Origin of the sequence: Pseudomonas zeae (genome assembly GCF_014268485.2) — a bacterium.
GTDB classification, from domain to species: domain Bacteria; phylum Pseudomonadota; class Gammaproteobacteria; order Pseudomonadales; family Pseudomonadaceae; genus Aquipseudomonas; species Aquipseudomonas neuropathica.
The window spans coordinates 4,125,551-4,150,810 of the sequence record NZ_CP077090.1 but is presented as its reverse complement, the minus strand read 5'-3'; the positions used below and the strand labels follow the sequence as shown (position 1 = coordinate 4,150,810).

The 25,260-nt window shown below is 56.7% G+C and carries 29 protein-coding genes; 16 read left to right on the top strand and 13 right to left on the bottom strand.

The features are described 5' to 3' along the window. Window positions 1-30: 30 nt before the first annotated feature. From HU754_RS18140 to HU754_RS18100, 9 genes are all read left to right on the top strand, one after another. A complete protein-coding gene (locus tag HU754_RS18140) occupies window positions 31-327 on the top strand; it encodes a hypothetical protein (protein ID WP_186623525.1) in 297 nt (98 codons plus the stop codon). An 88-nt stretch (window positions 328-415) separates the two neighbouring features. Then, window positions 416-1,072 carry a DUF2931 family protein gene (locus HU754_RS18135; RefSeq protein ID WP_186623527.1) on the top strand — a complete coding sequence of 219 codons (657 nt, stop codon included), beginning with the start codon at window positions 416-418 and terminating at the stop codon, window positions 1,070-1,072. Continuing rightward, window positions 1,059-1,739, top strand: a complete 681-nt coding sequence (locus HU754_RS18130; protein WP_225919923.1) for a DUF2931 family protein — start codon at window positions 1,059-1,061, stop codon at window positions 1,737-1,739. The genes HU754_RS18135 and HU754_RS18130 overlap by 14 nt, the downstream gene beginning before the upstream one ends. Window positions 1,740-1,749: 10 nt before the next feature. Next, window positions 1,750-2,406 carry a DUF2931 family protein gene (locus tag HU754_RS18125; protein WP_186623529.1) on the top strand — a complete coding sequence of 219 codons (657 nt, stop codon included), beginning with the start codon at window positions 1,750-1,752 and terminating at the stop codon, window positions 2,404-2,406. 11 nt (window positions 2,407-2,417) lie between these two features. After that, complete coding sequence (locus HU754_RS18120) at window positions 2,418-3,077, top strand: DUF2931 family protein (RefSeq protein WP_186623531.1); 660 nt, start codon at window positions 2,418-2,420, stop codon at window positions 3,075-3,077. Window positions 3,078-3,455: 378 nt separating this feature from the next. Then, window positions 3,456-4,448 carry a hypothetical protein gene (locus tag HU754_RS18115; RefSeq protein WP_186623532.1) on the top strand — a complete coding sequence of 331 codons (993 nt, stop codon included), beginning with the start codon at window positions 3,456-3,458 and terminating at the stop codon, window positions 4,446-4,448. After that, the gene (locus tag HU754_RS18110; RefSeq protein WP_225919922.1) at window positions 4,448-5,083 is read left to right on the top strand and encodes a DUF2997 domain-containing protein; all 636 of its coding nucleotides are present in this window, start codon (window positions 4,448-4,450) and stop codon (window positions 5,081-5,083) included. Before HU754_RS18115 ends, HU754_RS18110 begins: the two co-directional genes overlap by 1 nt. Continuing rightward, entirely contained in the window at window positions 5,084-5,605 is a 522-nt protein-coding gene (locus HU754_RS18105) for a 4Fe-4S single cluster domain-containing protein (RefSeq protein WP_186623533.1), read from the top strand. Between the two features lie 27 nt (window positions 5,606-5,632). Continuing rightward, window positions 5,633-7,243: a Ycf46 family AAA ATPase gene (locus tag HU754_RS18100; RefSeq protein ID WP_186623536.1), complete on the top strand. Its 1,611-nt coding sequence runs from the start codon at window positions 5,633-5,635 to the stop codon at window positions 7,241-7,243. Window positions 7,244-7,350: 107 nt separating this feature from the next. Here HU754_RS18100 and HU754_RS18095 read toward each other — a convergent pair whose 3' ends face one another. The 3 genes from HU754_RS18095 to HU754_RS18085 all read right to left on the bottom strand — a co-directional run bounded on the left by HU754_RS18095 (window position 7,351) and on the right by HU754_RS18085 (window position 10,035). After that, window positions 7,351-8,457, bottom strand: coding sequence for a DNA alkylation repair protein (locus tag HU754_RS18095; RefSeq protein ID WP_186623539.1), 1,107 nt, complete (start codon window positions 8,455-8,457; stop codon window positions 7,351-7,353). Window positions 8,458-8,459: 2 nt separating this feature from the next. Then, window positions 8,460-9,065, bottom strand: coding sequence for a glutathione S-transferase (locus tag HU754_RS18090; protein WP_186623541.1), 606 nt, complete (start codon window positions 9,063-9,065; stop codon window positions 8,460-8,462). Window positions 9,066-9,126: 61 nt separating this feature from the next. After that, the gene (locus HU754_RS18085; protein WP_186623543.1) at window positions 9,127-10,035 is read right to left on the bottom strand and encodes a MurR/RpiR family transcriptional regulator; all 909 of its coding nucleotides are present in this window, start codon (window positions 10,033-10,035) and stop codon (window positions 9,127-9,129) included. Window positions 10,036-10,436: 401 nt separating this feature from the next. On the opposite strand from HU754_RS18085, the gene HU754_RS18080 reads away from it, so the two are divergent. The 3 genes from HU754_RS18080 to HU754_RS18070 all read left to right on the top strand — a co-directional run bounded on the left by HU754_RS18080 (window position 10,437) and on the right by HU754_RS18070 (window position 12,990). Further along, window positions 10,437-10,841, top strand: a complete 405-nt coding sequence (locus HU754_RS18080) for a TraR/DksA family transcriptional regulator (RefSeq protein WP_003225981.1) — start codon at window positions 10,437-10,439, stop codon at window positions 10,839-10,841. A 227-nt stretch (window positions 10,842-11,068) separates the two neighbouring features. Beyond that, the gene (locus HU754_RS18075) at window positions 11,069-12,673 is read left to right on the top strand and encodes a methyl-accepting chemotaxis protein (protein ID WP_186623545.1); all 1,605 of its coding nucleotides are present in this window, start codon (window positions 11,069-11,071) and stop codon (window positions 12,671-12,673) included. Window positions 12,674-12,786: 113 nt separating this feature from the next. Then, window positions 12,787-12,990, top strand: coding sequence for a hypothetical protein (locus tag HU754_RS18070; protein WP_116255424.1), 204 nt, complete (start codon window positions 12,787-12,789; stop codon window positions 12,988-12,990). A 6-nt stretch (window positions 12,991-12,996) separates the two neighbouring features. Here HU754_RS18070 and HU754_RS18065 read toward each other — a convergent pair whose 3' ends face one another. Further along, window positions 12,997-13,233: a DUF2789 family protein gene (locus HU754_RS18065; protein ID WP_116255425.1), complete on the bottom strand. Its 237-nt coding sequence runs from the start codon at window positions 13,231-13,233 to the stop codon at window positions 12,997-12,999. A 50-nt stretch (window positions 13,234-13,283) separates the two neighbouring features. After that, a complete protein-coding gene (locus HU754_RS29495; protein ID WP_116255426.1) occupies window positions 13,284-13,535 on the bottom strand; it encodes a hypothetical protein in 252 nt (83 codons plus the stop codon). Between the two features lie 419 nt (window positions 13,536-13,954). Between HU754_RS29495 and HU754_RS18060 the strand changes: the two genes are divergently transcribed. The 3 genes from HU754_RS18060 (at window position 13,955) to HU754_RS18050 (ending at window position 15,742) form a co-directional block, all read left to right on the top strand. Further along, on the top strand, window positions 13,955-14,404 hold the full coding sequence (locus tag HU754_RS18060; RefSeq protein WP_186623547.1) for a hypothetical protein: 450 nt from the start codon (window positions 13,955-13,957) through the stop codon (window positions 14,402-14,404). Further along, window positions 14,401-14,598, top strand: coding sequence for a hypothetical protein (locus tag HU754_RS18055; RefSeq protein ID WP_116255428.1), 198 nt, complete (start codon window positions 14,401-14,403; stop codon window positions 14,596-14,598). Before HU754_RS18060 ends, HU754_RS18055 begins: the two co-directional genes overlap by 4 nt. 127 nt (window positions 14,599-14,725) lie before the next feature. Further along, window positions 14,726-15,742 (top strand): ABC transporter substrate-binding protein, encoded by a 1,017-nt coding sequence (locus HU754_RS18050; RefSeq protein WP_186623549.1) that lies wholly within the window; start codon window positions 14,726-14,728, stop codon window positions 15,740-15,742. A 96-nt stretch (window positions 15,743-15,838) separates the two neighbouring features. On the opposite strand, the gene HU754_RS18045 is transcribed toward HU754_RS18050, so the two are convergent. Both HU754_RS18045 and HU754_RS18040 read right to left on the bottom strand, forming a co-directional pair. Continuing rightward, window positions 15,839-17,971 (bottom strand): TonB-dependent receptor, encoded by a 2,133-nt coding sequence (locus tag HU754_RS18045; RefSeq protein WP_186623552.1) that lies wholly within the window; start codon window positions 17,969-17,971, stop codon window positions 15,839-15,841. A gap of 92 nt (window positions 17,972-18,063) precedes the next feature. Next, window positions 18,064-18,453 carry a DUF2946 domain-containing protein gene (locus HU754_RS18040; protein ID WP_016982997.1) on the bottom strand — a complete coding sequence of 130 codons (390 nt, stop codon included), beginning with the start codon at window positions 18,451-18,453 and terminating at the stop codon, window positions 18,064-18,066. 94 nt (window positions 18,454-18,547) lie between these two features. Here HU754_RS18040 and HU754_RS18035 point away from each other — a divergent pair, with 94 nt between their 5' ends. Further along, entirely contained in the window at window positions 18,548-18,988 is a 441-nt protein-coding gene (locus HU754_RS18035) for a DUF3995 domain-containing protein (RefSeq protein WP_093437296.1), read from the top strand. Between the two features lie 157 nt (window positions 18,989-19,145). Here HU754_RS18035 and HU754_RS18030 read toward each other — a convergent pair whose 3' ends face one another. Genes HU754_RS18030 through HU754_RS18005 form a run of 6 tightly spaced genes read right to left on the bottom strand, consistent with a single transcriptional unit; the run spans window position 19,146 to window position 25,203 of the window. Next, window positions 19,146-19,508, bottom strand: coding sequence for a Na+/H+ antiporter subunit G (locus HU754_RS18030; protein WP_186623553.1), 363 nt, complete (start codon window positions 19,506-19,508; stop codon window positions 19,146-19,148). Further along, complete coding sequence (locus HU754_RS18025) at window positions 19,505-19,783, bottom strand: K+/H+ antiporter subunit F (RefSeq protein ID WP_007910754.1); 279 nt, start codon at window positions 19,781-19,783, stop codon at window positions 19,505-19,507. The genes HU754_RS18030 and HU754_RS18025 overlap by 4 nt, the downstream gene beginning before the upstream one ends. Continuing rightward, a complete protein-coding gene (locus tag HU754_RS18020; RefSeq protein ID WP_186623554.1) occupies window positions 19,780-20,268 on the bottom strand; it encodes a Na+/H+ antiporter subunit E in 489 nt (162 codons plus the stop codon). The genes HU754_RS18025 and HU754_RS18020 overlap by 4 nt, the downstream gene beginning before the upstream one ends. Then, window positions 20,265-21,944 carry a monovalent cation/H+ antiporter subunit D gene (locus HU754_RS18015; protein ID WP_093437311.1) on the bottom strand — a complete coding sequence of 560 codons (1,680 nt, stop codon included), beginning with the start codon at window positions 21,942-21,944 and terminating at the stop codon, window positions 20,265-20,267. The genes HU754_RS18020 and HU754_RS18015 overlap by 4 nt, the downstream gene beginning before the upstream one ends. Then, window positions 21,941-22,285 carry a Na+/H+ antiporter subunit C gene (locus HU754_RS18010; RefSeq protein WP_007910763.1) on the bottom strand — a complete coding sequence of 115 codons (345 nt, stop codon included), beginning with the start codon at window positions 22,283-22,285 and terminating at the stop codon, window positions 21,941-21,943. The genes HU754_RS18015 and HU754_RS18010 overlap by 4 nt, the downstream gene beginning before the upstream one ends. After that, entirely contained in the window at window positions 22,285-25,203 is a 2,919-nt protein-coding gene (locus HU754_RS18005) for a monovalent cation/H+ antiporter subunit A (protein ID WP_093437315.1), read from the bottom strand. The genes HU754_RS18010 and HU754_RS18005 overlap by 1 nt, the downstream gene beginning before the upstream one ends. Between the last annotated feature and the right edge of the window lie 57 nt (window positions 25,204-25,260).

The window sequence follows — 25,260 nt, the reverse complement described above, 5'->3', positions numbered from 1 at the left end:
TTGGCGCTAGTCGGATCACGGAAATTTATTTTGAGAATTGAAAAAACTACACGCTTCGATGATGTCGACCACGACGCGGGATATGAGTACCGTGGTTTCAACTACGTGATTCGGAATGAAATGGATGAGTTTCACGTCAGAACCTACGATGGTGACCTCGGTAAGGCAACGGTAGTACGTCCGACTTCCATGTATAAAAACTGCAACCTCAGAATGCTTGTTGATTTTTTACAATCCGAACTTGGTACATCCTCGATCTCCGTCTATAAGACGGAGGTGGGGGCCTATGAAGAGCTAGATCTCAACGAAGTGATGTTCAAAAAATAAATCTGTCTCGCTTTTTCTACATCAATGCACCCACGGAGGATGGCATTCGCGTACAGCATCCTCACGTAGCTGATTGGAAGCTTTGGTAATGAGAATACTCGTAGCTCTATTGAGCGTTTTGGCCTTCACAGGCTGTCACGCAACAAGCTCCAACTCAGGTGAAAATGATCCCAAATACCCGTGGTGGGAGCTGGCGTTCATCAAACCCAATTTCATGAACGTGTGGGTTGAAGACAGCTCCGTGGAAGACATTGACGGTAAGACCTTTTTGCGAGCCGGGGGAGGGAACGCCAGCGGTGCTGAGCCGAATGACGACAAAGAATCAGCGCGCGGTTGGATAGGTGTTGGTGGTACAGGCAAACCGGTTATTGGGGCAGGGCTACCTAAGCGGATCTTTGTCCGCTGGCAATCGATTCCAGAGCAAAAAACTTACCGGGCGTGGATAGATATCCCTGAAGAAGCCAGGCAAGTGATGGTGACGTCTACCCATCAGCGCTGCCCGGAAACCCCCGAGAAAACAGCACGCTTCATGGCCTCAGTTTATTTGGGACTCGCTCCGGGTGGTGTGGTGCAAGTGTGGGTAAGAGATTTATGCCGGCGCCCAGTGAAAGTCGCTCGTGCTCAAGCTGAGTTGGAGCCGCTGGGGCCCGAGTTGGGTAAGAATGGTGGTCAATATGCTTATCCCATCAGTGAAAAGGCCAAGCGGTATATCGACAAGTACGGCATTCCCTATGGGAGTTGGTAATCGTCACCCGGCGAAACAGCTGATAACGGTGTTTGTTGCTCTGTTAATTACTGGTTGCCAGTCAACTGATCCGCTTTCCACAAAAAATGATCCTAGGTCTCCATGGTGGGAACTTGCGTTCACCGAGCCTAATTACATGAAGGTTTGGGTAGAGGACACTGCAGTGCAAGACATCAAGGGCGAGACGTTCTTGCGCACTGGTGGAGGATCCGCCTCAGGTGGCCAACCGGAAGACGGCACAGACTCTGCCCGTGGTTGGCATGGCGTGGGAAGCACAGGAAAAGCTGTTGTTGGTGCTGATCTTCCCAAACGGATCTATGTCCGTTGGCAATCCATTGCTGAACCGCAAACGTATAAGGTCTGGATCGATATTCCAGAGGAAGCCAGACAACTCATGCTTGAGTCCGTCAACCAGCGCTGCACAAAAACACCTGAACAAAAGGGGCGTTATAACGCGTCTATCCACTTGGGCCTGGCGCCCGGTGGTGTCGTGCAAGTCTGGGTCAGAGACTCATGCCACCATCCTGTCAAAGTCGCCAGAGCACAGGCGGAAATCGAACCGCTAGGGCCTAGTCAAGGTAAGAACCAAGGACGCTACGCGTATCCCGTCAGCGAAAAGTCCAAGCGGTATATCGAGAAATTTGGCATCCCTTACGGGAGTTGGTAACCGTCCGCCAATGAAGCAAATCATATTAATGTTGAGTGTTTTACTAGTAGCTGGATGCCAGGCTACCGACCCATTTTCAGCTGTGAACGATCCGAGATCCGATTGGTGGGGACTGGCCTTCACTGAACCGGCTTACATGAAGGTTTGGGTAGAAGACAGCACAGTTCTGGACATCAAAAACAGGACGTTTTTCAAGGCGGGCGGGAGAACTGCTGCCGGAGGTGAACCAGAAGATGGCACAGAGTCTGCCCGAGGTTGGGGTACTGTCAGTGGTTCCGGTATGCCGGTAATCGGTGCCGACCTTCCCAAACTCATCTTCGTCCGTTGGCAGTCCATATCAGAGCAGAAGACCTACAAGGGGTTCATCGAAATCCCAGAATCAGCCAGGCAATTGATGGTGGACTCAACGCACCGACGTTGCCCAGAAACACCCGAAAGGGCCGCTCGATACATGGCGTCGCTGTACGTGGGTCTGGCCCCGGGTGGCGTATTACAAGCTTGGGTCAGAGACTCATGCCATCGCCCGGTCCAAGTCGCTCATGCCCAAGGTGAAGTTGAGCCGCTAGGTCCGGAGCAGGGGAAGCACGGTGGGCGTTATGCCTACCCGGTGAGTGAAAAGGCCAAGAGGTATATCGACAAGTTCGGTATTCCGTATGGGAGTTGGTAAGCCGTGAGCCAATGAAGCAACTCATTACGATGCTTTGCATCTTGCTAGTCACGGGATGCCAGGTTGCTGAACCACTATCAGCCAAAAACGACCCGAAATCCGAATGGTGGGAACTGGCTTTTACGGAGCCGGATTACATGAAGGTTTGGGTAGAGAACAGTTCTGTTCAAGACATTAACGGCAGGATTTTCTATAAAACCGGCGGCGGCACCGCTGCGGGGGGAGAGCCTGAAGACGGAACGGAGTCCGCTCGAGGTTGGGCAGGTGGAGTAGGCGGCAGCGGAAGGAGAGTGGTGGGAGCAGATTTGCCTGTTCGCATCTGGGTCCGTTGGCAATCGATTGTCGAACAGAAAACGTGGCAGGCATGGGTAGAAATCCCAGAGGAAGCCAGGCAGTTGATGGTGGCGTCCGTCAATCAACGTTGCCCGCAGACGCCTGATCAGGAAGCGAGATTTATGGCGTCGGTTTATCTAGGGTTGGCCCCCGGTGGTGTTGTACAGGTTTGGGTAAGAGACTCTTGCCACCACCCGGTTAAAGTCGCTCGAGCGCAGGCTGAAATTGAGCCACTGGGGCCGAGCCAAGGTAAGAACGAAGGGCGTTACGCTTATCCGGTGAGTGAAAAGGCAAAGCGGTATATCGATAAATACGGTATTCCTTACGGAAGTTGGTAACTAACGTGCTTGTTACCTACATGGTCAGCTCAATGAATTGGCGCCGGCCAGCACTAACCAACCCCAACGCATCTAGCTGGCCAACCCCATGTACACAGCGAATCCCTACTCGCTAACCCCAACGAAACCTTTGGCTCCGCCGCTCGGCACTGAGCAAATGCTCGGCCAGTTCGCGGTGTATCAAGCATTTGATAACGCCGAAATCGCAAACTGACTACCCGTACGACGAGGGGGCCTTTCTGCACAGGCTGTTTAAGACGAATGACACACGCAACAGTGCGTGATTAATCAAAGATCGTCACGTAGCATAGTGCCATGATCCGCTCTTCAGTCATCCTCTCACTACGCGCTTCTGTACCGACTCAATAAGGTTTGTAAATGATAAAAACTATCCCGATGTGGAAAATGATGTTGGCCACCAAAGGTAAGATATTGGGGCTTGTAATCCTGGCATTTTTACCTGTCTTCATCATTGGCGGTGCGTGGATGTTTGTTGAAGGGTTGCAGAATGGCAAAATGCGCCAGGCTGCAATGGGTCTTCTTTGTCTGATTTTTTTTGGTGGCGGCACCTTGCTCGTGGGATTTTCGAAAAAATATGTTCCCGGCAAAACCTTTCAGGCATATAGAAATAAGAAACTCCATACACAGAAAGCCGTTTATTACGGTTACGCGATCATCGCTTTTATCTGCCTGATTTTTGCGGTTCTTGTACCGGAAGACATGCTGAGATCGGTAGGCTATGCAATAGCCGCCGTTTTTGCTCTTTACACTTATTCGAAAAGCCTGAAGTTTCACGCAGATATCGATTTTTCGACGAATGAATATTTAGCAACTGCTTTGGGGTTTCCTGTCGGGGAGAGGATTCTGGTCAGTTACCAGAATTTTGAGGCCGGCGAGGTTGACGCGGGTAGTAATGCTTTTGCCGCAACAGCGACGAAACTAATTGTAGCGTCGTTTGATGGGGATAATTGGATAAAGCTGTCTCGTGATCTCAATCAGGTCTCGCACATTGGTATCGCTGGCGATGAAAGCCAAAATTACTTCTTTAAACTGCAGTTCGTTGACGGAGCAGATGTTTTATTGCGCATTGAGCTCTATGAAAAGCTGACCTCCAATCCCGTTATGGTAATAACAAGGCTGTTGGAGGCCATTGATGCAAGTCTTCTTGGTGAAGGTGTTGCCCCCCAGACTGGACAAAGACGTCGTATGGTCGTCAACGATGGTGCTTCAACCTCGAGTTCAAAAACTGTTGCGCCTGAGTCGACACCGGCCTCCGTAGTGCCTGTACGTAGCGTTGAGGTCGCCCCTGATGTATTAACTGCCATCCAGACCGCTGCGGAAGTTACTCCCGGTCGCAGGCTGGAGCTTTAATGATGTCGCATTGCACAACGTTTGAGTTTTCTTATGTCGATGAAGAAACCATCGCCAAAGCGTTCGGTAAGATGGGCATCATCCCGACGACGGGGCTTGTTTCAATATTCTCCAGTGACTTCAGTAAAAAGGTTTTAAGCAAAATAGGCTATATGGGCACGCAGCAATTTAGAGCTATTTGTGGCCAGACGGCGGATGATTTCAACCTGTTTGTCTGCCAGGTTGAGGCGGGCTCATACAAACTTCTGATCGAACGCGGAACTGCGTCAGCTGGCGATGAAGCATTAATGGCTGAATTGGCTTTGAGCTTTCAAAAAGCTTATATCAGCGTGGTCATTGATGGAACCATCAAACGTATAGAGGCGTCAGGTGTTCCAGCCAGAGTGAGAGAAAGTCCTCAAGGATTTGAGGTGGAATTTGGACCTCACTACGAATACAGCATTCATGTCACTTTCACCGGCGATGAAATTACGGAGGAAGTGCGTGGCGTGAAAGGCGACATTTGCACACGACTTACTGAAGAACTTGAGACTCTACTTTCCAGGCCTACTGCAGAACTTGTCACCGAGTGGAAGCCGGAATACACGTTAGTCCATGAAGAGCAAACCCTTCAAATTCTCAGTGCGAATTTCTAAATGGAAATCAATGTGCACCACATGGAGTTGAGCACTGTTAACGGCCCCGGATTACGCTTGACACTATGGGTGCAGGGCTGTGCGCTTAACTGCAAAGGTTGCTTCAACCAAGCGACCCACGCTCCTGAAGTGAGTACGCTGATGTCTGTTCATGAACTGGCACAGAAAATAAACGCTCTAGATGTCGCTGGGGTTACCCTCTCCGGTGGAGAGCCGCTCGACCAGGCACCAGCCTTGGAGCAATTAATACGTGCTGTCAATGCCGAGAAAAACTGGATTCTCTACACCGGCTATACGCCAAAAGAGATATTTCAGAACGAATCCATGATTCGAGTTGTTAAAGCCGTAGACTTGACGCTGGCCGGTCGCTATCGACATAACGCTATACATCCCTATCAACACAAACAGATAATCAAAACCAGCGACAGAGTCGATATTGGCTTTTTCCGCACTAGAAGATTTGTCGAATTCGTTGTTTCAAGTCACGGTGTTACCAAAACCGGTCTTCCGATGCATGTATAAATCAGTTCAAGCGCAGGGATAACAGGCATGAACCGTACCAAGCAGTTAACAGATTACCTCAAAGCGCGTTATGCGATCCTGGTCATTGAGACGTTCGAGGAAGAGCGTGCACTCAATGAGATATCTGACATCGCCAAGTCGCTTAGCCATCGTTTGTTCGTTTGGAACTCGACGCTAGGAGTACAGACCAGCGGCGTCGTTGCTGGGGATAAAACCTTTGACTTGAAAATGGCTCTGGATTTTTGCGAAGAAAAGGCAAAAGAGGAGGGCAGCAAAAACATCTTCGTTTTTTGTGATGCTCATAACTATCTTTCCTCAAGCTCAAATCCTGTCTACCGTCGTCGACTTAGAGATTTAGCCATCAATATCCGCTCGCGTGGATATCGCAGTAATTGCATTGTCGTGGCACCCAGCTTTGAAATTGCCAATGATCTTCAGAAGGAAATCACACTGGTTGATTTCCCATTGCCGTCAAGAGATGAAGTCAAACTTCAGATCAATAATTTCGTAAACTCCTGGCAGGGCAACAGCAGCGTTAAGATTGATCTTTCCAGCGATACTAAAGAAAAGCTGGTTGATGCTGCTTTGGGTCTTACCGGGTTAGAGATCGACAATACTTTGTCTCGTTCGTTGGTTTCCAGTCTGAGCTTGGATGAGACGACTGTAAAAGACCTGCTTTCCGAGAAAAGACAAATTATTCGGAAAACAGGTATTTTGGAATACGTCGACTCAAGGGTAAGTCTTGAGGATGTTGGGGGACTGGCAACTCTTAAAAAATGGCTCCATTTGCGCAGTCAGTGTTTTGGGCAGGCTGCTCAGGAATTTGGTGTCGGAACTCCGAAGGGTTTGCTCTTAACTGGAGTCCCAGGTTGCGGTAAGTCTCTAACGGCGAAATGCGTTGCGTCGTCGTGGAATATGCCCTTATTGCGTCTGGATATGGGGAAAATCTTCCAGGGAGTGGTTGGCTCTTCAGAGTCCAATATTCGTTCCGCTCTACGTACTGCCGAAGCTATTTCGCCCTGCATCCTATGGATCGATGAAATTGAAAAAGGACTTTCCGGCTCCTCCGGGGGGGTATCTGATGGTGGCACGGCTACACGCGTGTTCGGCACGCTGTTGACTTGGATGCAGGAAAAAACAGCCCCGGTCTTTGTATTCGCTACCGCTAACAACATCAACAGCTTGCCACCGGAATTGTTGAGGAAGGGGCGATTCGACGAGATATTTTTCGTCGATTTCCCGTCGACAGTAGAAAGAAAGAAGATTCTTGAAATACATCTGAAGAAATCGAAACGCGACCCGGCAAAATTTGATCTGGAACGATTGTCCGCGCTAGGGGGCGAGTCAAATTTTGGCAAAGACATCGTGCTATCTGGTGCCGAAATCGAAGCTTGGGTTGGCGACTCGCTGATTGAAGCGTTTTCACGGCGGATGAATGGCTCTGATGATGCAAGCGACCTGACCATGGATGATTTTGAAACGACGATTTCGCGTTTGGTACCCATGAGCAAAATGCGTAAAGACGAGTTCACCAAACTTCGTGATTGGGCTAATCAGAATGCAATTAGCGCTTCGGCCATGGTCGCGGGACAGAACGCTACGGAAACGCCAATCGGCGGCAGGCAAATTGATTTTTGATCTGCACTGATGGCGGCCTCACCGTTTAAACACAAGCGACACGCCCTTGCGGCTCCGCAAAGCCGCGAGGGGACAAGGAATTCAGGAAGTAGAGTCGTTCAACCCCGTCAACCTATGACGATGTCAAACCCGGCAATAGCCAACACTTGGCCATTCACCATCACCCGAACGCCATGCCGCCCCACATGGTGTTTACGCGTGGTGAAATCACTAATCACCTGCTTGCGCTTGACCACGGTGCTTCTAGATCCTGGTAACGCCAGAGTCTTCAACTTAAAAACCTTCCCCGAAACCCCGCCATTCGCCTTCACATAGTCAATCGCATAATCAATCACCAACCGCTGCTCATGCGCCACCGTCGACTTCACTACAAACGACAACGTAATCGCTTCCCCCAACCGCACCACCGCCGGTTCAACCCGCACATCCAACAACTCAACCTCAGCCTTCGCCCCCGCACCAATCACCGTCAGCGCCCTTAAATCCCCCTGCTTGATCAAACTCCGCAACGCATGCTTGGCAATCCACGCCGTGTGCTTGTTCTCCAACGACCAACCTTCAATCGTGTCCAGCACCCACCCCGGATGCACCTTCGTCACATCATTCAAATGATTCGCCACGGACTTGCGCACGTACAAACTCTCATCCGCCTTCAACCGATCCAATATTCCGGCGGCCAACCGCGGATCCGCCTGAACCGCTTCCAACCGAAACGACCAAGGCAGGCGAGGGCGGCTGCCTTCGCTGGCTAACCGTCGAACGTGGTGGTTTTCGTCTCGGGTCCAGTCGTGCATCCGTTCCAGCGAGCGCTCCAGGTCGCTGCGCAAAAAGTGGCGGATGGCGAATTCGGAGGAGCCGAAGGTGGTGAAGTACTTCAGGGCGTCCATGGAGGTGTCGAACGCATGCCCGCCGTAGCTTGCGACGTAGTGCGGCAAACACATGCTGACGAATCCGCTGTTCAGCCTTGGCGCGAGTTCACGCAATACATCGAGGGAATCTTGGTAATCCAGCGGCAACACGGCGTGCAGGCTTTCGCTGACGCGCGCCATACGTTGCATCACTGATAATTCAGCGAGTCCGTCCTGGGCATGTTTGAGAAACGCCTTGGCCTTGAACGCCGGGTACACGGCGCTCATTTCGCGGGCGATGTGTTGCAAGCGCTCGGCGTTGAAGATTTCCTTTAGCGCCGGGGCGGCGGTGTCGGTGGTGCTCATGGTCAGGTCATCGGGGTGCTGACGAACGCTTCGAGGGTTTCGGCGTAGGCGGTGTATTGGACGATGTGGGGGTAGCGGCGGGTGTCGATCTGGTCGGGGACGACGAGGTCGGTGAAGCTCCAGGCGACGGCGAGGCTGATGCCGGCCTGGGTGAGGGTGCCGTCGGTGGGCAGGCCGGTTTTTTCCAGTTCTTGCTCGAGGGCGGTGAAGGCGGCGGCGAGTTGGCCTTCGACGCGTTCGACCCACGGCTGGTATTGAATGTCGGCTGGGCGCAGGTTGCGTTCGTAATAAAGTTGCACGGCTTTTTCGCAGGCGGCGAGGCTGAGGCCGATCAGGCGCAGGGCGTGGGCGCGTTGTTTCAGGTCGGTTGGCAGCAGGCTTTTGCCGGAGCTGGCTTCGAGGTAGTCGAGGATGAGGGTCGAGTCCATCAGGACCACGCCGTCGTCGAGGATCAGTGTTGGGGCTTTGACCACCGGGTTGATCTGCTGGAATTGCTCGAAGTGGCGGAACACCGAGACTGACTCGTGTTCGAGGTCGATGCCAAGGCGTTTGGCGGAGATCGCCACGCGGCGCACGTAAGGGGAGTCCAGCATGCCGATCAGTTTCATGACGCGTTCCTTCAAGTCAAACCGGTGGGAAGGCATAACCTAGCCGACGCAGAGGCAATTGTCAGTCGTCGAAGCCGGGTTGTTCGTGAATCTCATCAACATTCAGTTCCAGCCGATAAGCCACCGCCACAAACAACGCCTGACACAAACACAGCGTCGCACTCAGCGAGCGAAAGGCGAGGGCGCTGCCTTCGTTGACTAGCAATACGCTGTTGGCGAGTTTCGCCAGCGGCGAGAGGTGGCTGTCGGTGAGGATCAGGGTGTTGGCCTGTTGCTGTCGGGCGAAGCGCAGGCAGTGTTGGGTTTCCTTGGCGTAGGGCACGAAGCTGATGGCGATGACCAGATCGTTCGCGCGCACGCTGCGCATCTGCTCGCGATAACTACCGCCTAGCCCGGACACCAGATGAATTTTTTTCTGAGTGTGTTGCAAGTTGTAAACGAGGTAGTCGGCGACGGCGAAGGAGCGGCGCACGCCGACGACATAAATGTTGTCGGCGTTGACGATGAGGTCGACGGCTTTTTCGAACGCGGCGTCGTCGAGTTCGCGGCCCAGGCGTTCGATGCCGGAGCGGGTGGCGTCGATGCATTCGCGGGCGAGGTCGCCGGCGCTGGCTTGCTGCGACTGGTCGGCGATCATGCTGCGGATGCGTTGCTGGTAGTTTTGCACCGGCGAGGCTTTGTGCGTGTAGGCGCTGCGGAACAGCGCCTGCATTTCGCTGAAGCCGCTGAAACCGAAGCGTTGCGAGAAGCGCACGATGGCGGACGGGTGCACTTCGCACTCGCGGGCGATGTCGCTGATGCGGTCGACCATGATCCGGTCGCTCTGCTGGCTGATGTAGCTGGCGATGCGTTTGAGCTGGCGCGGCAGGGCGTCGTATTCGTCGGTGATCAGTTGCAGCAGGCGCTCGGCATTGATCGGGGGGCTGACGAGTGAAACCTCGTCGGTGGCCGGCAGATCGGGGCGGGGCATAGGTCATCCTTCAGGCTGATTGATCACACGGTGCGCCTGATATTAGGGGGGCTTTTGCAGTTCTGCTTTGCTGAAACGATGCAGTGCGTGGTAAAAAATTGCGTCTGAGCGCTGTGTGGTTAGCCGTTTGTCTTCTATATACAGCCGCTCGACTGAATTTCTTGCTATAAACGCACTCCGATGGCCGTGTGAACCCTGTGTCAGAGCAGTTTCCGGGCGTTGTCGGACAAATTCCCTGTATTTACAGTTGCTGAGGCCTCGATCGGGCCTTAGACTGCCGCCCCTCGTAAATTGAGTGCCGGGTGGCATTTGCAATAAACGATGCCTTTTCGCCGACCGCACGCGGTTCGCCGAAACGCTCCCTAATTCGCCTTAATGCACGTTTTTTTATAGAGATATCAATGACAAAGGACAAGTTGCTGGCCATGCCGGCAGATGACTACATGAATGCAGAGCAGCACGCTTTCTTCACTGAGCTGCTGCAGAACATGAAAGTCGAAACCCACGAGCGCATTGAGCAAAACCGTATCGCCATCGAAAGCCTGGACACCCCGGCTGACCCGGCGGACGCGGCTTCGGTTGAAGAAGAGCGCACTTGGCTGGTGAACGCGATCGATCGCGACCAGCGCATGCTGCCGCAACTGGAACAAGCCCTTGAGCGCATCAAGGAAGACAGCTTTGGCTGGTGCGACGACAGCGGCGAGGCCATTGGCCTGAAACGCCTGCTGATCAGCCCGACCACCAAGTACTGCATCGAAGCTCAAGAGCGTCACGAGCAGATCGACAAGCACCAGCGTCAGGCCTGATTCTGTGGGGTGACCCTTTCAACAGGGCACCTTGAAAAGATCGCAGCCTTCGGCAGCTCCTACATGGGCGTTGCTGAAGGCTGCGATCTTTGTTTTTGCTCGTCTGCAATAATCCCGAGCCGTTCCATTGACCTGCCACAGACCCCACGACTAACGGACCATGGATAATGGCGTTGTAGTGGCGTTTAATGCAGTCACAATAATGAGAACAAGCGTGGGGTGTTGATATGACGAGAGACGGATCTCTGGTTGGGGCTTTGCCTGCACCAGTGCTTTTGCCGAAAAACCGCTGGATCGCGCCGACCCTGCAAAGCATCGCCCTGGTGCTGTTGCTGGCCGGCATGACGCTGGGTGGATGGTCGCTGTACATTGGCATGCCGCTGGCGGTGCTGATTGTCTGGCTACCGCGCTTGCGTTCCCGTGCCATCCCCGATGCCCAGCCTGCCGACACCGGCAGCGCCATGTCCGAACTGACCCGCGACCTTTCCTACACCACCAGCCATAACGCCTTGTCGGCGGCCGGCGTGGCGTTTTCGGTCAAGGAACTGGCGAGCAAACTCGAATCGCAACTCGATGCGGCGGCGCAGATCGTCAGCAACGCCGAGGTGATGATCGCGACTGAACACGCCACATCGCAGCTCAGCCGTGCAGCCCTTGAAGCAGCGAGTCAGGCGCATCACAGCAGCGCGGCGGGGCGCACGGAACTGGTGGATTCGATCGCGCGCATGCATCAACTCAGTCAGCGCGCCAATGCCAGCCGTGAGTTGATCGAAGCCTTGAGCCTGCGCAGTGACGATATTCAGCGCGTGACCCTGGTGATTCAGTCGATTGCCAGTCAAACCAATCTGCTCGCATTGAACGCGGCGATCGAGGCAGCGCGAGCCGGAGAGCATGGTCGCGGTTTTGCCGTGGTCGCGGATGAGGTGCGTGGGTTGGCGGCGCGCACGGCGTCGGCCACCGGTGAAGTGGGTGAGATGGTCGCCGACATTCAGCAACGCACGGCGCAGGTGGTGGAGCAGATTCGCGAGTTGTCGAGTGATCTGCAGACCGGTGTCGAGCAGGTCGAACACACTGGCCAGCATCTGGAGAACATCGCGCGACTGGCTGCCGGGGTGGAAAGCCAGGTCGGTGAAATCGCTCAGGGTGCAGAAACCAATCGCGAGCAACTCGACAGCTTGTTCAAGGCCATCGAGCAGATGCGCAGCGATCTGGCGATCAGCGATCAACAGACTCGCCGCCTCGCTGAAGCGGCGGTGCAAATGGAAGGGCAGGCGGAAACCATCAGCGAGCGGCTGGCCGAAGTCGGTCTGGATGACTATCACCAGCGCATCTACGATCTGGCCCGCGAAGGGGCGAGCCAGATTGCCGCGCGATTCGAGGCGGATGTCGAACAAGGAAAGATTAGCCTGGAGGATCTGTTTGATCGCCAGTATCAACCGATCCCGAATACCCAACCGGCGAAGTTTCAGACCCGTTTCGACCGTTACACCGATCAGGTGCTGCCGGCGATTCAGGAGCCATTGTTGCCGCGTCACGAGGGGTTGGTGTTCGCCATTGCCTGCACGCAGCAAGGTTATGTGCCAACGCACAATCAGCAGTTCAGTCAGCCGTTGACTGGCGATGCGCAGGTCGATGCGGTGAACAATCGCACCAAACGCAAGTTCGCGGATCGCACCGGTATTCGCTGCGGCAGCCATCAGCAACCGGTGCTATTGCAGACCTATACCCGCGACACCGGTGAACTGATGCATGACCTGTCGGTGCCGATCATGATCAAGGGCCGGCACTGGGGTGGATTGCGTCTGGGCTATAAGCCGGAAAAACCGCGCTGAGGGATTGTTACTTCTGATGCAATGAATCTGTGCACGGAGCTTGCTGTTTCCGCTCGAAAGAAACCATTAATCTGACTACTTAGTTAGGTTGCTAATGATTTCGGGAGGGCTGCATGCAGTGCAGAGTTGATGTTGCTGTGATGATCGGCAGTGGCGTGCCGGCCGGTTTGCGCGCAATGGGGCAGAGCGTGTGCTGGGTGGTTTTGCTCAATGGCGAGCGTCGCGGTACCGCGTTTGCCAGTCGCAACGAGGCCGAGGAGTGCAGGGCTGCATGGCTCGCGCAATTGCAAGCCGAGTGTGGTGACAGCCTGCACTGAGTTCGGTTACTTGCCGTCGTGAAGGCGTACGTTCAGCTCGTCGAAGACGATTGCCCTGTCATCGTCTTTGCCGATCCACTCTTGCAGCGTTTGCCTTTGAGAGTCCGACCAGAAAGGGGCATCGACTAGTTTGGTGTCAGCGTCAAGAGGATGCGCGTCGATGAAATCGTCGATCTCCGGTCCTTCTGAAGGAAGACCTAACTGATCGAACAGAGTTTTCAAGTTATAACCTTCCAGATCCATCGTGTTCTCCTTTTTGATTTGCGCCGGTAGGGCGCAGTTGATCGCTCTCTTTATCTGAGGCATCCACTCGCCAGGAGTTCGATCTTTGACTCAAGTGAGCGGGCGAGGGCGCAGGCTTCGTTGTGATCTTCACGGAAACCTCTTACGCGCCCGGTCGATGTTTCCTTTATATGGAAGAAAGCGTTGCCGGCGGGTACCACTTGGAAACGCGGGTAATCGTCGTTGATCGTGGTGGCACTTAGTATCAGCGACGATTCGATCCGGGCGTCAACGGTCATGGCAAAGTGAGTCCGAGTGCACATATGAAGTCCTTTTCATCAGTTGGCCGGTATTTACCGGCCGTTTCGGGTAGTCGGAATGAGCATCGCTGCTCTAGAATCGCCAGCACCTGTTGACGACAGGGCTTATCTAAAGCAATTTTTCGCCAGCGATATGTCGGAGAAGTGCTTTTTTTCGTGAGAATTTTCCCTAAAGTTCGTAGTCAGACTGCTCTTGTCGACGCTGAGGATTTTTCCTTCAGGCTTTGGCGACATCGGGATGAGTTTCCCGAGTAACAATCCAGTAGTCTTACCAACCTCGCGTTGAATGAGCACTCTGCTCAATTCGGGCTTTATTGATTTATTTGCAGTGACATCGGCCTGGCCGTTTTTTGCCGTGCGCGTTTTCCGTGTGCGGTTTTTTCAGATGTGGGGATGTTTCTTTGGCAGTCAGTAATCTCGATATGCATGCTTTGTTCGTGTTGGGTGATTTGCGTGCAAAGCTGGTCAAGCTGTTCCAGTCGCGTTTTGTTTACATCACCGAGCAGAACGCCGAAGGCATTTACGTGGCCGAGATCGACACCGAAAGTGCCTTGGTGGTCGATGACAAACCGGGGCTCAAGCTCAAGGTCGGCGATCATTTCAGTGCATCGGTCTTGCCCAGCCGCGAAGGCGGCAAGATGGATCTGCGTTTTCGCGAAATCAAACTCACGGTCTATGGACTGGGCGATTACGCTTTCGTCGATACCGTTGACGGGCACGCCATCCTGTTCAAGGAAGGCCATAGCGTGGTGACCGTGTTCGCCGCCCATGAGCAATTGCAGGAAGGCCTGACCAAAACCCTGAAAGCCGTTACGGCCAAAGCCGCCAAGTGGCGCAAGGGTGAACTGGTGACGTTCAAGGCCAGCGAGTGAGCCGCGCGGATTTCCATGCGCAGAACCTCGACACTGCACGCGAGGAAGCCCTGCGTTTATTCGCCGCCAAGGCGGAACTGCAAGGTGCCTGGCTGAATTGGCTGGCTGCGCAGATCTATCAGTTGCGCCCCGCGGAATACGCCAGCATGGTCAGGCGCGAGCTGCAAAGCTTGCAGGAAAAGTCTGATTCATAACCTCGTCCGCAGCGTGACCCGGAAAAAGCAGGAACCTCGGCTACAGTCAGTTGACTGAGTATTCAGAGGCTTGCGATCTTCTGTCAGGCCATCCTGCCATTGCTGTGAACAGCACGAGGTGCAATGCATGAACGGATTTCGACGGTTATTGGCCGCCAGCGTGGCCACGTTTGGTTTGCTGGCATCAGCGCCATCGGTGCTGGCTGCCCAGGCCCCGATCCACTTTGCCGACCTGAACTGGGAAAGCGGCAGCCTGATTACCGATGTTCTGCGGGTCATCGTCGAGAAGGGCTACGGCTTGCCGACCGACACGTTGCCCGGCACCACCATCACGCTGGAAACCGCACTGGCCAACAATGACATTCAGGTCATTGGCGAGGAGTGGGCCGGTCGCAGTCCGGTGTGGGTCAAGGCTGAGGCCGAAGGCAAAGTCGTCAGCCTCGGTGACACGGTCAAAGGCGCTACCGAGGGCTGGTGGGTGCCGGAGTACGTGATCAAGGGCGACCCGGCCAAAGGCATCAAGCCGCTGGCGCCGGATCTGCGCAGCGTCAGTGATCTGAAAAAGTACAAGGACGTGTTCAAGGACCCGGAAACCCCGAGCAAGGGTCGGTTCCTCAATAGCCCGATCGGCTGGACGTCGGAAGTGGTCAACAAGCAGAAGCTGACGGCTTATGGTCTGCAGGACGATTACACCAATTTCCGCAGTGGCTCCGGTGCGGCACTGGACGCTGAGATCAGTTCTTCGATTCGTCGCGGTAAGCCGGTGCTGTTTTACTACTGGTCACCGACTCCGCTGCTGGGCAAATTCAAACTGGTGCAACTGGAAGAGCCGCCATTTGATGCCGAAGCCTGGAAGACGCTAACCGATGCGGATAATCCCAATCCGAAACCGACCCGGTCGCTGGCGTCGAAGCTGTCGATTGGTGTGTCTACGCCGTTCCAGAAGAAGTATCCGCAGATTGCCGAGTTCTTCAGCAAGGTGGATTTCCCGATCGAACCGTTGAACAAGGCGTTGGCCGAGATGAGCGAGAAGCACACGGCGCCGCGTGATGCGGCGGTGGCGTTCATGAAGGCCCACCCGGATGTGTGGCAGGCGTGGTTGCCGAAGGATGTGGCGGATAAGGTTTCGGCTGATCTGAAATAGAGGCAGCAGCGGCCGGCCTCTTCGCGAGCAAGCTCGCTCCCACAATGGATATGTGTCGTTCACAACACTGTGGGAGCGAGCTTGCTCGCGAAGCTTTTAGAACTTGGTAGCCACCGCTAATTCAAAAGTACGCGGTGTTCCGAGGTAATACGCCGGCGAAACATGCGCAAACTCGGCATACACCTCATTGGTCAGGTTACGCACGCGCCCGGTGACGGTGGTATGCGAATCAACCTTGTAGCTGAGAAAGCTGCCGAACAATGTGTACGACGGCACGGTCATGGTATTCGCAGTATCGGCATACACCGACGCCACATATCGTGCATCCACCCCACCTTGCCATTGCGGCGAAAAATCATAAGTCAGCCATAGATTGCCAACCCGATCCGGCACGTTGGTCGGCGTGTTGCCCTTGCGTGATACCACCGCGCCGGCGGCATTCTTTTCGGTGAAATCATCGTATTGCGCATCGACCCAAGCGAAGTTGCCTTCAGCCAGCAGCTTGTCGGTGATCCGCAACGAGCTGGCGATCTCTAACCCTTTCGACGTCTGCTGACCGACCGGAATACTGCTGGTCGGGTCCAGCGGATCGGTCACGGCGAAGTCCTTTCGCTCAATGGTGTAGGCCGCAATCGTCGCCGAGCCGCGCCCGTTCAGATAATCAAATTTGCTGCCAATCTCCCATTGCTTGCCGGTGGAAACGTCGAAGTCCTGCGTGCCGTTCGGTTGCTCGGCGGCGGTGCTGTATTGCACGTAGACGTTGGCCGATGGAATGAATTGGTACGTCAGGCCGGCGCGGCCGGTGACTGGTTCCCAACTGCGCTTGAGGTGTTTCGGGTTGGTGGCGGTTACCGTGCGATGGTTGGTCACGTCGAGTTCAATGTCGTCATAGCGCAGACCGGTGAGCAGCGACAGTTTGTCGGTCAATGCCAGACGGTTTTCCACGAACAGTGCCTTGGTAGTGACCTCGTTGGTTTTGTCGCTGATCAATTTCGGGTTGGTACCGGGAATGTCGTAGAAGTGCCCCGGACGGTAGTTGTCCGGATCCACCGTGCTCGCACCTTTGACGTTCAGTGGCGAATTGGTGGTCTGGTTGACCTTGTATTCGAAGCCCCCCGACCACGTCGTATCGAGACCGAATAGCGTGTTGTCATGGCGCAACTCGAACTGGTTGCCGTTCTGCTCGCCTTGATGACGCACCTGATACGCAGTGGAGCGATTCACCGCGGTGTTGTCGGCGTTGTACTGGTAGGTTTCGAGGTTGCGGTAATCGCGTTGGCTGTCGAGGTGGTACAGCGTGTTGCGCAGGGTGGTGTTGTCGTTGATCCGGTAGTCGACGATCGAGCGAATCCAGATCGTTCGCTGCTCGTAACGACCGTCCTCGACGTTGTAGTTGTTGAAGCGGTTATGTTTATCGATCTTCAACTCGCCGGCCTTGGGATTGAGCACGGGCGTGCCCCAGTACGGACTGTCTTCGTGTTCATCCTGATATTCCAGGGCCAACGTGTGCGACAGGTCGGGTGTGAGGTCGCTGAGCAGCGAGAACGCCACGCTCCAGGCATCGCGCTCTTGGCGGTCGATGTAGCCGTTGCTGGTGTTGTGACTGACGTCGAGGCGCGCGTAGTGCTGCACGTCGGCGCTCGGGTCGGTGAGGGCGTGGTTGAGGCCGAAAGCGGTTTCGCTGGTGTCGTAGGTGCCGTAGCTGACCCGGCCTTCAACCGCTTGTTCATCACGGGTGGCGAGTTTGCTCACGTAGTTCAGCGATCCCCCCACCGAGCCTGCGCCGTTGATCAGCGACGACGGGCCGCCGACCAGTTCCACCCGATCATAGATCCATGAATCGACGGGCCGCGCGAGTCCGCCGGAGACGTTGATGCCGTTGAACATCTGGGTGATCTGGCTGCTGGTGAAGCCACGATAGGAGACGAAGCCGCCGAATCCCGGCGGTGCGCTGGCGTTGACCCCGGGCAGGGTGTTGGCGGCGTCCTGGAAGTTCTGCGCGCCATGGCGTTCGATGTCGTTGCGATTGGCGATGGCCACCGAGGCCGGCGTGTCGCGCACGCTCAAACCCAGTCGCGAGGCCATGCCGCTGGATTGGTCGAGGCTCAGACCCGGTTCTGCGCCGGACTCGCCATCGATGGTGATCGGCGCCAGATCCACGGTGGATTGCGCCCAGACGTTAACGGACAGGCAGCCGCACAGGCTCGCCAGCAGAGTGAGTTGTTTCATCATTGAATCCTGAATGCTTGTCTAGGAGTCAGCGCACAGGCGAACGCGGCGCGTTGGCGCAGTGGGCTGACAAATCAAAAAGGCAGGGACACTCAGGCGAGCGGTGGGGCGCGAGGGTTGGCCGAAGGCCAGGTGAAGCGGGCAGGGAGGTCGGCGCTGACGATGGGCGCCAGTGGTGGGCTGTGTTGTTCGGGCAGGATCGCTAGCGTCAGGCTGGAGTTGAACGCCGGGCCCATGCCGCCGCCGACCGAGCACAGCGGGCAGCCAAATGCCTTGGACAGGGTCGGCAGTTGTTCTTCAGTGGGGTTGCTGGCGAGCGGCGCTTGAGTGGCCGGGTCGACTGTACAGAACTGGCCGCCGATACCGTTCAGTTGCATGCCGACCATTTGCCCGTGACCGATGCTGCAGGCGAACACGTTGAACAGGACGCAGCAATAGAGCATCCAGGCCAGCAGTGAGCGATCGGAACGGGAGAATTTCATGGGGCGGCACTTTACCGTACCGCTGATCGGTCGTGCACTTGGAAAAAATGCGACTAGGCTGATTTGTTCAAATCCCTTTCCAAGGATTTCAACCATGACCTTTGTGTTGGCTCAATGGCTGGTGACAACGTTTGCGGTGATCGCCTTGATGCACGTGTATTGGGCGCTGGGTGGGCAGTGGGCGGCAGCGGTGGTGGTGCCGCAAGTGCCGGTGCGCGGATTTGTCGCAACGGTACGGCCGGCGTTCAAGCCGTCAGGCTGGCTCACGTTGATTGTGGCGGCGGCATTGTTGGTGATTGCTGCGTTGGTGTGTATGCGGGTTGGCTGGGGAGTGCCGGCGGTGACACACAAAGCGCTGCAATGGGTGATCAGCGCGATTGCGCTGTTGATGTTTGCCCGGGCGATTGGTGATTCGAATCTGGTCGGATTCTTCAAGGACGTGAAGGATTCGCGGTTTGCGCGGCTGGACACCTGGGTGTATTCGCCGTTGTGTGCGGTGTTGGGGGCGGGGTTGTTGGCGGTGGCTTGGGTTTGAAACTGATCTGAAATTTGTGATGACCTGGGTGGCCCCTTCGCGAGCAGGCTCGCTCCCACAGTGATTGTGGGTATTCACAGATATGTGATTTCACCCAAAACCCTGTGGGAGCGAGCCTGCTCGCGAAGGGGCTAGTCCAGACACCGAAAGCTCTGGACTAGCTACCGCTTTCAGTCCAGCGGCTACTGACCTCTGCCGGCACATCATCCCCAGCCATGCGCTTGCGGAACAACGCCGCCCGCGCCAGCAACAAAGTAGTCACCGGCACAGTAATCGCCAGCAAAACCGGAATCAGCCAGGCATGTATGACCGGCCCGGACTTCAGAGCCGAAAAACAGATGATCGACGCCAGCGCCACACACCATGCGCCTAGCGTCGAAGCCAGTGCCGGCGGATGCATGCGCTGGAAGAAATCCTTCATACGCAATAATCCGATCGCACCGATCAGCGCAAACAGGCCGCTGAGCACCAGCAGGATCGCCACTGGAATCTCGATCCATAGCGACAATTCAGCATTCATTCGATCACCTCGCCACGCAGCAGGAATTTCGCCAGGGCAAACGAGCCGACGAAGCCGAACAGCGCAATCAGCAGCGCCGCTTCGAAGTAAGTGTCACTGGAATACCGAATGCCCAGGGTCAGCATCATCAGCATCGCGACGATGTACAGGTAGTCCAGCGCCAAGACCCGATCTTGCGCCGACGGGCCTTTGAACAGGCGCACCAGGGTCAGCACCATCGCCAGCGAGAACAGGAACAGCGTCAGCAGGATCGCGTTCGACAGTAATGGGCTCATTCGAAAATCTCCATCAGCGGCCGCTCGTAGGTGCTCTTGAAGTGCTCGATGAACTGCGCTTCGTCATCCAGATCCCAGACGTGCAACAACAGAATGCTGCGATCCAGCGCCAGCTCTGACCATACCGTGCCGGGCACCACCGTGCAGATCATCGCCAGCGTTGCGAGGCCGTGAGCATCGCGCAGGTCCAGCGGGACTTTGACAAAACCCGAGCGCGGAGGGCGGCGACCGGCATTGAGCACGCCCCACGCGACGATCAGGTTGGACATCACCACGTCACGACCGACGAGCAGGAACAAACGCAGAATCGTTCCCGGACGGCGAATGCGTACCTGTTTCGGACGCAGTTTGCGCATCATCAACGGTGCAGCAAAACCCAATATTGCGCCGAGCAGCAGATTGCCCGGGCTGATCGACAGGTTCAGGGTCAGCCACAGGGCGCACAGCGCCAGCGACAACAGCGGTGCAGGAAACACACGATTCATGGCTGCACCTCCAGCATCGCCGATTTGGCTTCCGGACTCGGTACGGCGCGGGTGCCGAGCACCGCCATCACGTATTGCTGCGGATTGTTCAGTGCCTCAGCGGTGGCCTGGGTGTAACGCAACAGGGGTTCAGCCTTGAAAGTCAGGACGATGCTCAGCCCCAACAACAGGAAGATCGGCGCGCATTCGAGTTTGCGCAGCAGTGGTGACGGCCGCTCTTCGGGCGTCCAGAAGCGCTGGATGCCGAGGCGCGAGAACGCCATCAACGACGTCAGCCCGGTGAGGATCAGCAACGCCAGTAACGCCCAGGCCGCGTTGGATATCGGCGCGCCAGTGCCCAGGCCTAGCGGATTGAGCAAGGCGCCGATCAGGCTGAGTTTGCCGATAAATCCGGACAGCGGCGGCATGCCGATAATCAGCAAAGCGCAGGCGATGAAGCTCAGGCCGAGAAACGCCATGGTCCACGGGATAACCTGGCCGACCACGGCTTTCTGCTCGTCATCGAGGTTGATGCCTTTGGGCGGTTGCAGGGATTCCTGTGGACGTGGCAGCAATTCGCTTTCGTCTTCCAGCGGGATCTCGTTGGCCGAACGGGAGCGTTCGATCAGTTCTGCCAGCAGGAACAGTGCACTCAGCGCCAGGGTCGAGCTGACCAGATAAAACAGCGCCGCGCCGATCAGGTTCGGCTGGGCGAAACCGACGGCCGATAACAGAATTCCCGCCGACACCAGAATGCTCAGGCTGGCCATGCGCTCCAGCCGTTGCGCGGCCAGGATCGCCAGCGCCGCGCAGGCCATGGTCGCCATACCACCGTAGATCAGCCAGTCGCCACCAAAGAATGCCGAGGCTCCGGCCTGCCCGGAAAACAGCAACGTCCACAGGCGTAGCAACGTGTACACGCCGACCTTGGTCATGATCGCGAACATCGCCGCCACCGGTGCACTGGCCGAGGAATAGGCTGGCACCAGCCAGAAGTTCAGCGGCCACATGCCGGCCTTGGCCAGGAAGGCGACGGCGAGAATCCCCGCTCCGGCGTGCAGCAGGCCACGGTCGGCTTCCGGCACCAGTGGAATCTTCAGCGCCAGATCGGCCATGTTCAGCGTGCCGGTGACACCGTAGATCAGGGCCGCGCCAATCAGAAACAGCGACGAGGCCAGCAGATTGATCGAGATGTAATGCAACCCCGACGAGACCCGTGCCCGACCCGAGCCGTGCAGCAACAGGCCATAAGACGCGGCGAGCAACACTTCGAAGAATACGAACAGGTTGAACAGGTCCGCCGTCAGGAACGCACCGTACAGGCCCATCAACTGAATCTGGAACAGCGCGTGGAAGCTTGAACCGGCGCCGTCCCAACGGGCCATGGCAAACAGCAGGGCGCTGACGCCGATGATTCCGGTCAGCACCAGCATCAGCGCTGACAGGCGATCAACCACCAGCACAATGCCGAACGGCGCCTGCCAGTTGCCCGGCAGGTAAACTCCGATGGAGCCGGGCACCCCCGTGGTTTGTGTCCAGTGCAGCAACAGCACCGAAATGAACAGGCCGACGAGGCTGGAGAACAGGTTGATTTTCGCCTTCAGCGGCCGGTGCCGCTCGCCGAGCATCAGCATGATCGCGGCGGTCAGCAGCGGTAGTAGGATCGGTGCGGCGATCAGGTGAGTCATCGCCATCATTCTTTAGGCTCCCGGCCGTCGACGTGGTCGGTGCCGGTCAGGCCGCGCGAGGCGAGCAGAACGACGAGGAACAACGCGGTCATGGCGAAACTGATGACGATCGCGGTGAGTACCAGTGCCTGTGGCAGCGGGTCGGTGTAGTGCAACAAATCCTGGGTGACACCGTCCTTGATCACCGGCTCCTTGCCGATGAACAGGCTGCCCATGCTGAAGATGAACAGGTTGACGCCATACGACAGCAGGCACAGGCCCATGACCACCTGGAATGTCCGTGGCCGCAGGATCAGCCAGACGCCGGAGGCGGCGAGCACGCCGATGGCGATTGCGATGACTTCTTCCATCAGACGGCTCCTTTGCTGGCGACGGACTTGGGCAGCGATGCGGTCTTGTGACCCCGCACCGATTGGTGGGCGAGGGCGGTGAGGATCAACAGCGTCGAACCGACCACCACGCCGTACACGCCAATGTCGAAGAACAACGCGCTGGCGACATGGATGTCACCTAGCACTGGCAAGCTGAAATGCCAGGTGTGCGTGGTCAGGAACGGATAACCGACCAGCATCGCGCCCAGACCTGTAGCGGTGGCGAATAGCAATCCGGTGCCCATCCAGCGCAACGGCCGCAGGCTCATTTGCGCCTCGACCCACTGGGTGCCGGCGACCATGTATTGCAGGATGAACGCCACCGACATCACCAGACCGGCGACGAAACCGCCGCCCGGCTGGTTGTGCCCGCGCATGAACAGGTAGAACGACACCACCAGCGCAATCGGCAGCAGCAGACGCACCAGCACTGCCGGCACCATCATGAAGCCGAGCGCGGTATCGCTGGCGGAACGCGGGTTGACCAAATCGGTGACCACGTCCGGCGCGAGCAGGCGTTGCTGAGCTGGCAATTGCAGGCTTTCTTTCGGTGGGCGGAAGCGCCGCAGCAGGGCGAACACGGTCAGCGCCACGGCAACCAGCACGGTGATTTCGCCGAGGGTGTCGAAGCCACGGAAATCCACCAGCATCACGTTGACCACGTTGCTGCCGCCGCCCTCGGGCATGGCGCGGCTGAGGTAGAACGAGGAGATGTCGTTCGGTGTTTGCCGCGTCAGCATCGCGTAGGACAGCAGCGCCATGCCACCGCCGACGGCAATCGACAATAGCAAGTCGCGCAGACGACGAATGCGTGCTTTGCGCAGGCTGCTCGGCAGTGGCGAGACTTCTTCGATGCGGCGTGGCAACCAGCGCAGGCCGAGTAGAATCAGTACGGTGGTGACCACTTCCACTGCCAATTGCGTCAGGGCCAGATCCGGTGCGGAGAACCAGACGAAGGTCACGCAGGTCATCAACCCGCAGACGCTGACCATGGTCAGGGCGGCGAGACGGTGATACTTGGCTTGCCACGCGGCGCCGAGGGCGCAGGCGATGGCCAGCAACCACAGGGTCACGAAGACGATCGAGCCGGGAATTTTCGGCCGGTCGCCCCAGCTCAGGCTGCTGTGCAACATCGGGATCAGACCGGCGAGCACCGCCGCCAATACCATCAGGAACAATTGCATCTGCAGACGCTTGGTGCCGAGGCGCCGCTCCAGGCGTCGGGCCAGGCGCATCATCACCACGAGGCTGCGCTCGAACAGGCGCTTGCCGTTGAAGCGGCCCACCAGTGGCGGATATTTGAAACGCCCGCGCTTGAGCTGATTGCGCAGCAACAGATAGACGATGATGCCGCCGGACATGGCAATCAGGCTCATGATCATCGGTGCGTTCAGACCGTGCCAGATCGCCAGGCTGTATTCCGGCAGTGTGCCGCCAACCACTGGCAATGCCGCCGCCGCGAGCAATGGGCCGACGATCTGCGCCGGGAAAATCCCCACCAGCAAGCAGGTGAATACCAAAAGCTCTACCGGCGCACGCATCCAGCGCGGCGGTTCGTGCGGTGTGTGCGGCAGGTCGGTGGCCGGTGGGCCGAAGAACACATCGACGGTGAAACGCAACGAGTAGGCAACGCTGAATGTACCGGCGATGGTCGCGACTATCGGCAGCGCCGCTTCGACCCAGGCCGTGGCATTGATGAACACGGTTTCGGCGAAGAACATCTCTTTCGACAGGAAGCCATTAAGCAGCGGCACACCTGCCATCGAGGCGCTGGCAACCATGGCCAGCGTCGCTGTGAAGGGAATCAGTTTGATCAGGCCGCTGAGTTTGCGGATATCGCGAGTACCGCTTTCATGGTCGATGATGCCCGCGGCCATGAACAGCGAGGCTTTGAATGTCGCGTGATTGAGGATGTGGAATACCGCCGCCACAGCGGCCAACGGGCTATTGAGACCCAACAACAGCGTGATCAGGCCGAGGTGGCTGATGGTCGAGTAAGCCAGCAGACCTTTGAGATCGTTCTGGAACATCGCGCAATAGGCGCCGAGCAACAGCGTACACGCACCAGCGCCGCTGACGATGTAGAACCATTCTTCGCTGCCGGACAGCGACGGCCACAGACGCGCAAGCAGGAAAACCCCGGCCTTGACCATGGTGGCCGAATGCAGATAGGCCGAAACCGGTGTCGGCGCCGCCATTGCGTGCGGCAGCCAGAAGTGGAAAGGAAACTGCGCACTTTTGCTGAGGGCGCCAATGAGAATAAGGGGAAGGAGGATAGGGTAGAGGGAATGTGCGCGAATCATGTCGCCGGCGGCCAGGACCTTGTCGAGGTCATAGCTGCCGACGACATGGCCGAGAATCATGACCCCCGCCAGCAGGCATAACCCGCCGGCACCGGTGACCATCAACGCCATATAAGCGCCGCGACGGGCGTCGGCGCGGTGGTGCCAGTAGCCGATCAACAGGAACGAGAAGAGGCTGGTCAGCTCCCAGAAAAACACGATCTGAATCAGATTGCCGGAGATGACCAGGCCGAGCATGGCGCCCATGAACGCCAGAAAAAACGCGAAGAAACGCGGCACCGGATCGTCCGGCGACATGTAATAACGGGCATACAGAGAAACCAGCGTGCCGATGCCGAGTACCAACATCGAGAACAGCCAGGCGAAACCGTCCATGCGTAGAACGAAGTTCAAACCGAGGCTGGGCAGCCACATGAACTCTTCGCGAATGACGCCGCCGTGGGCAATTTGCGGGTACAGCATCGCGACCTGGACGGTGCCGATCAGAGCGACCAGACCTGCCAGCAGGGATTCGGTATTACGCGCATTGTGTGGCAGCACCGCTGCCAGACAGCTGCCAATGAATGGCAGAAGCAGTAGAACTATCAGGGACATAGGCTTCTAATCTGCGGAAGTTTGTGAAGCATCATACGTGCCAGCTCCCCGATCACC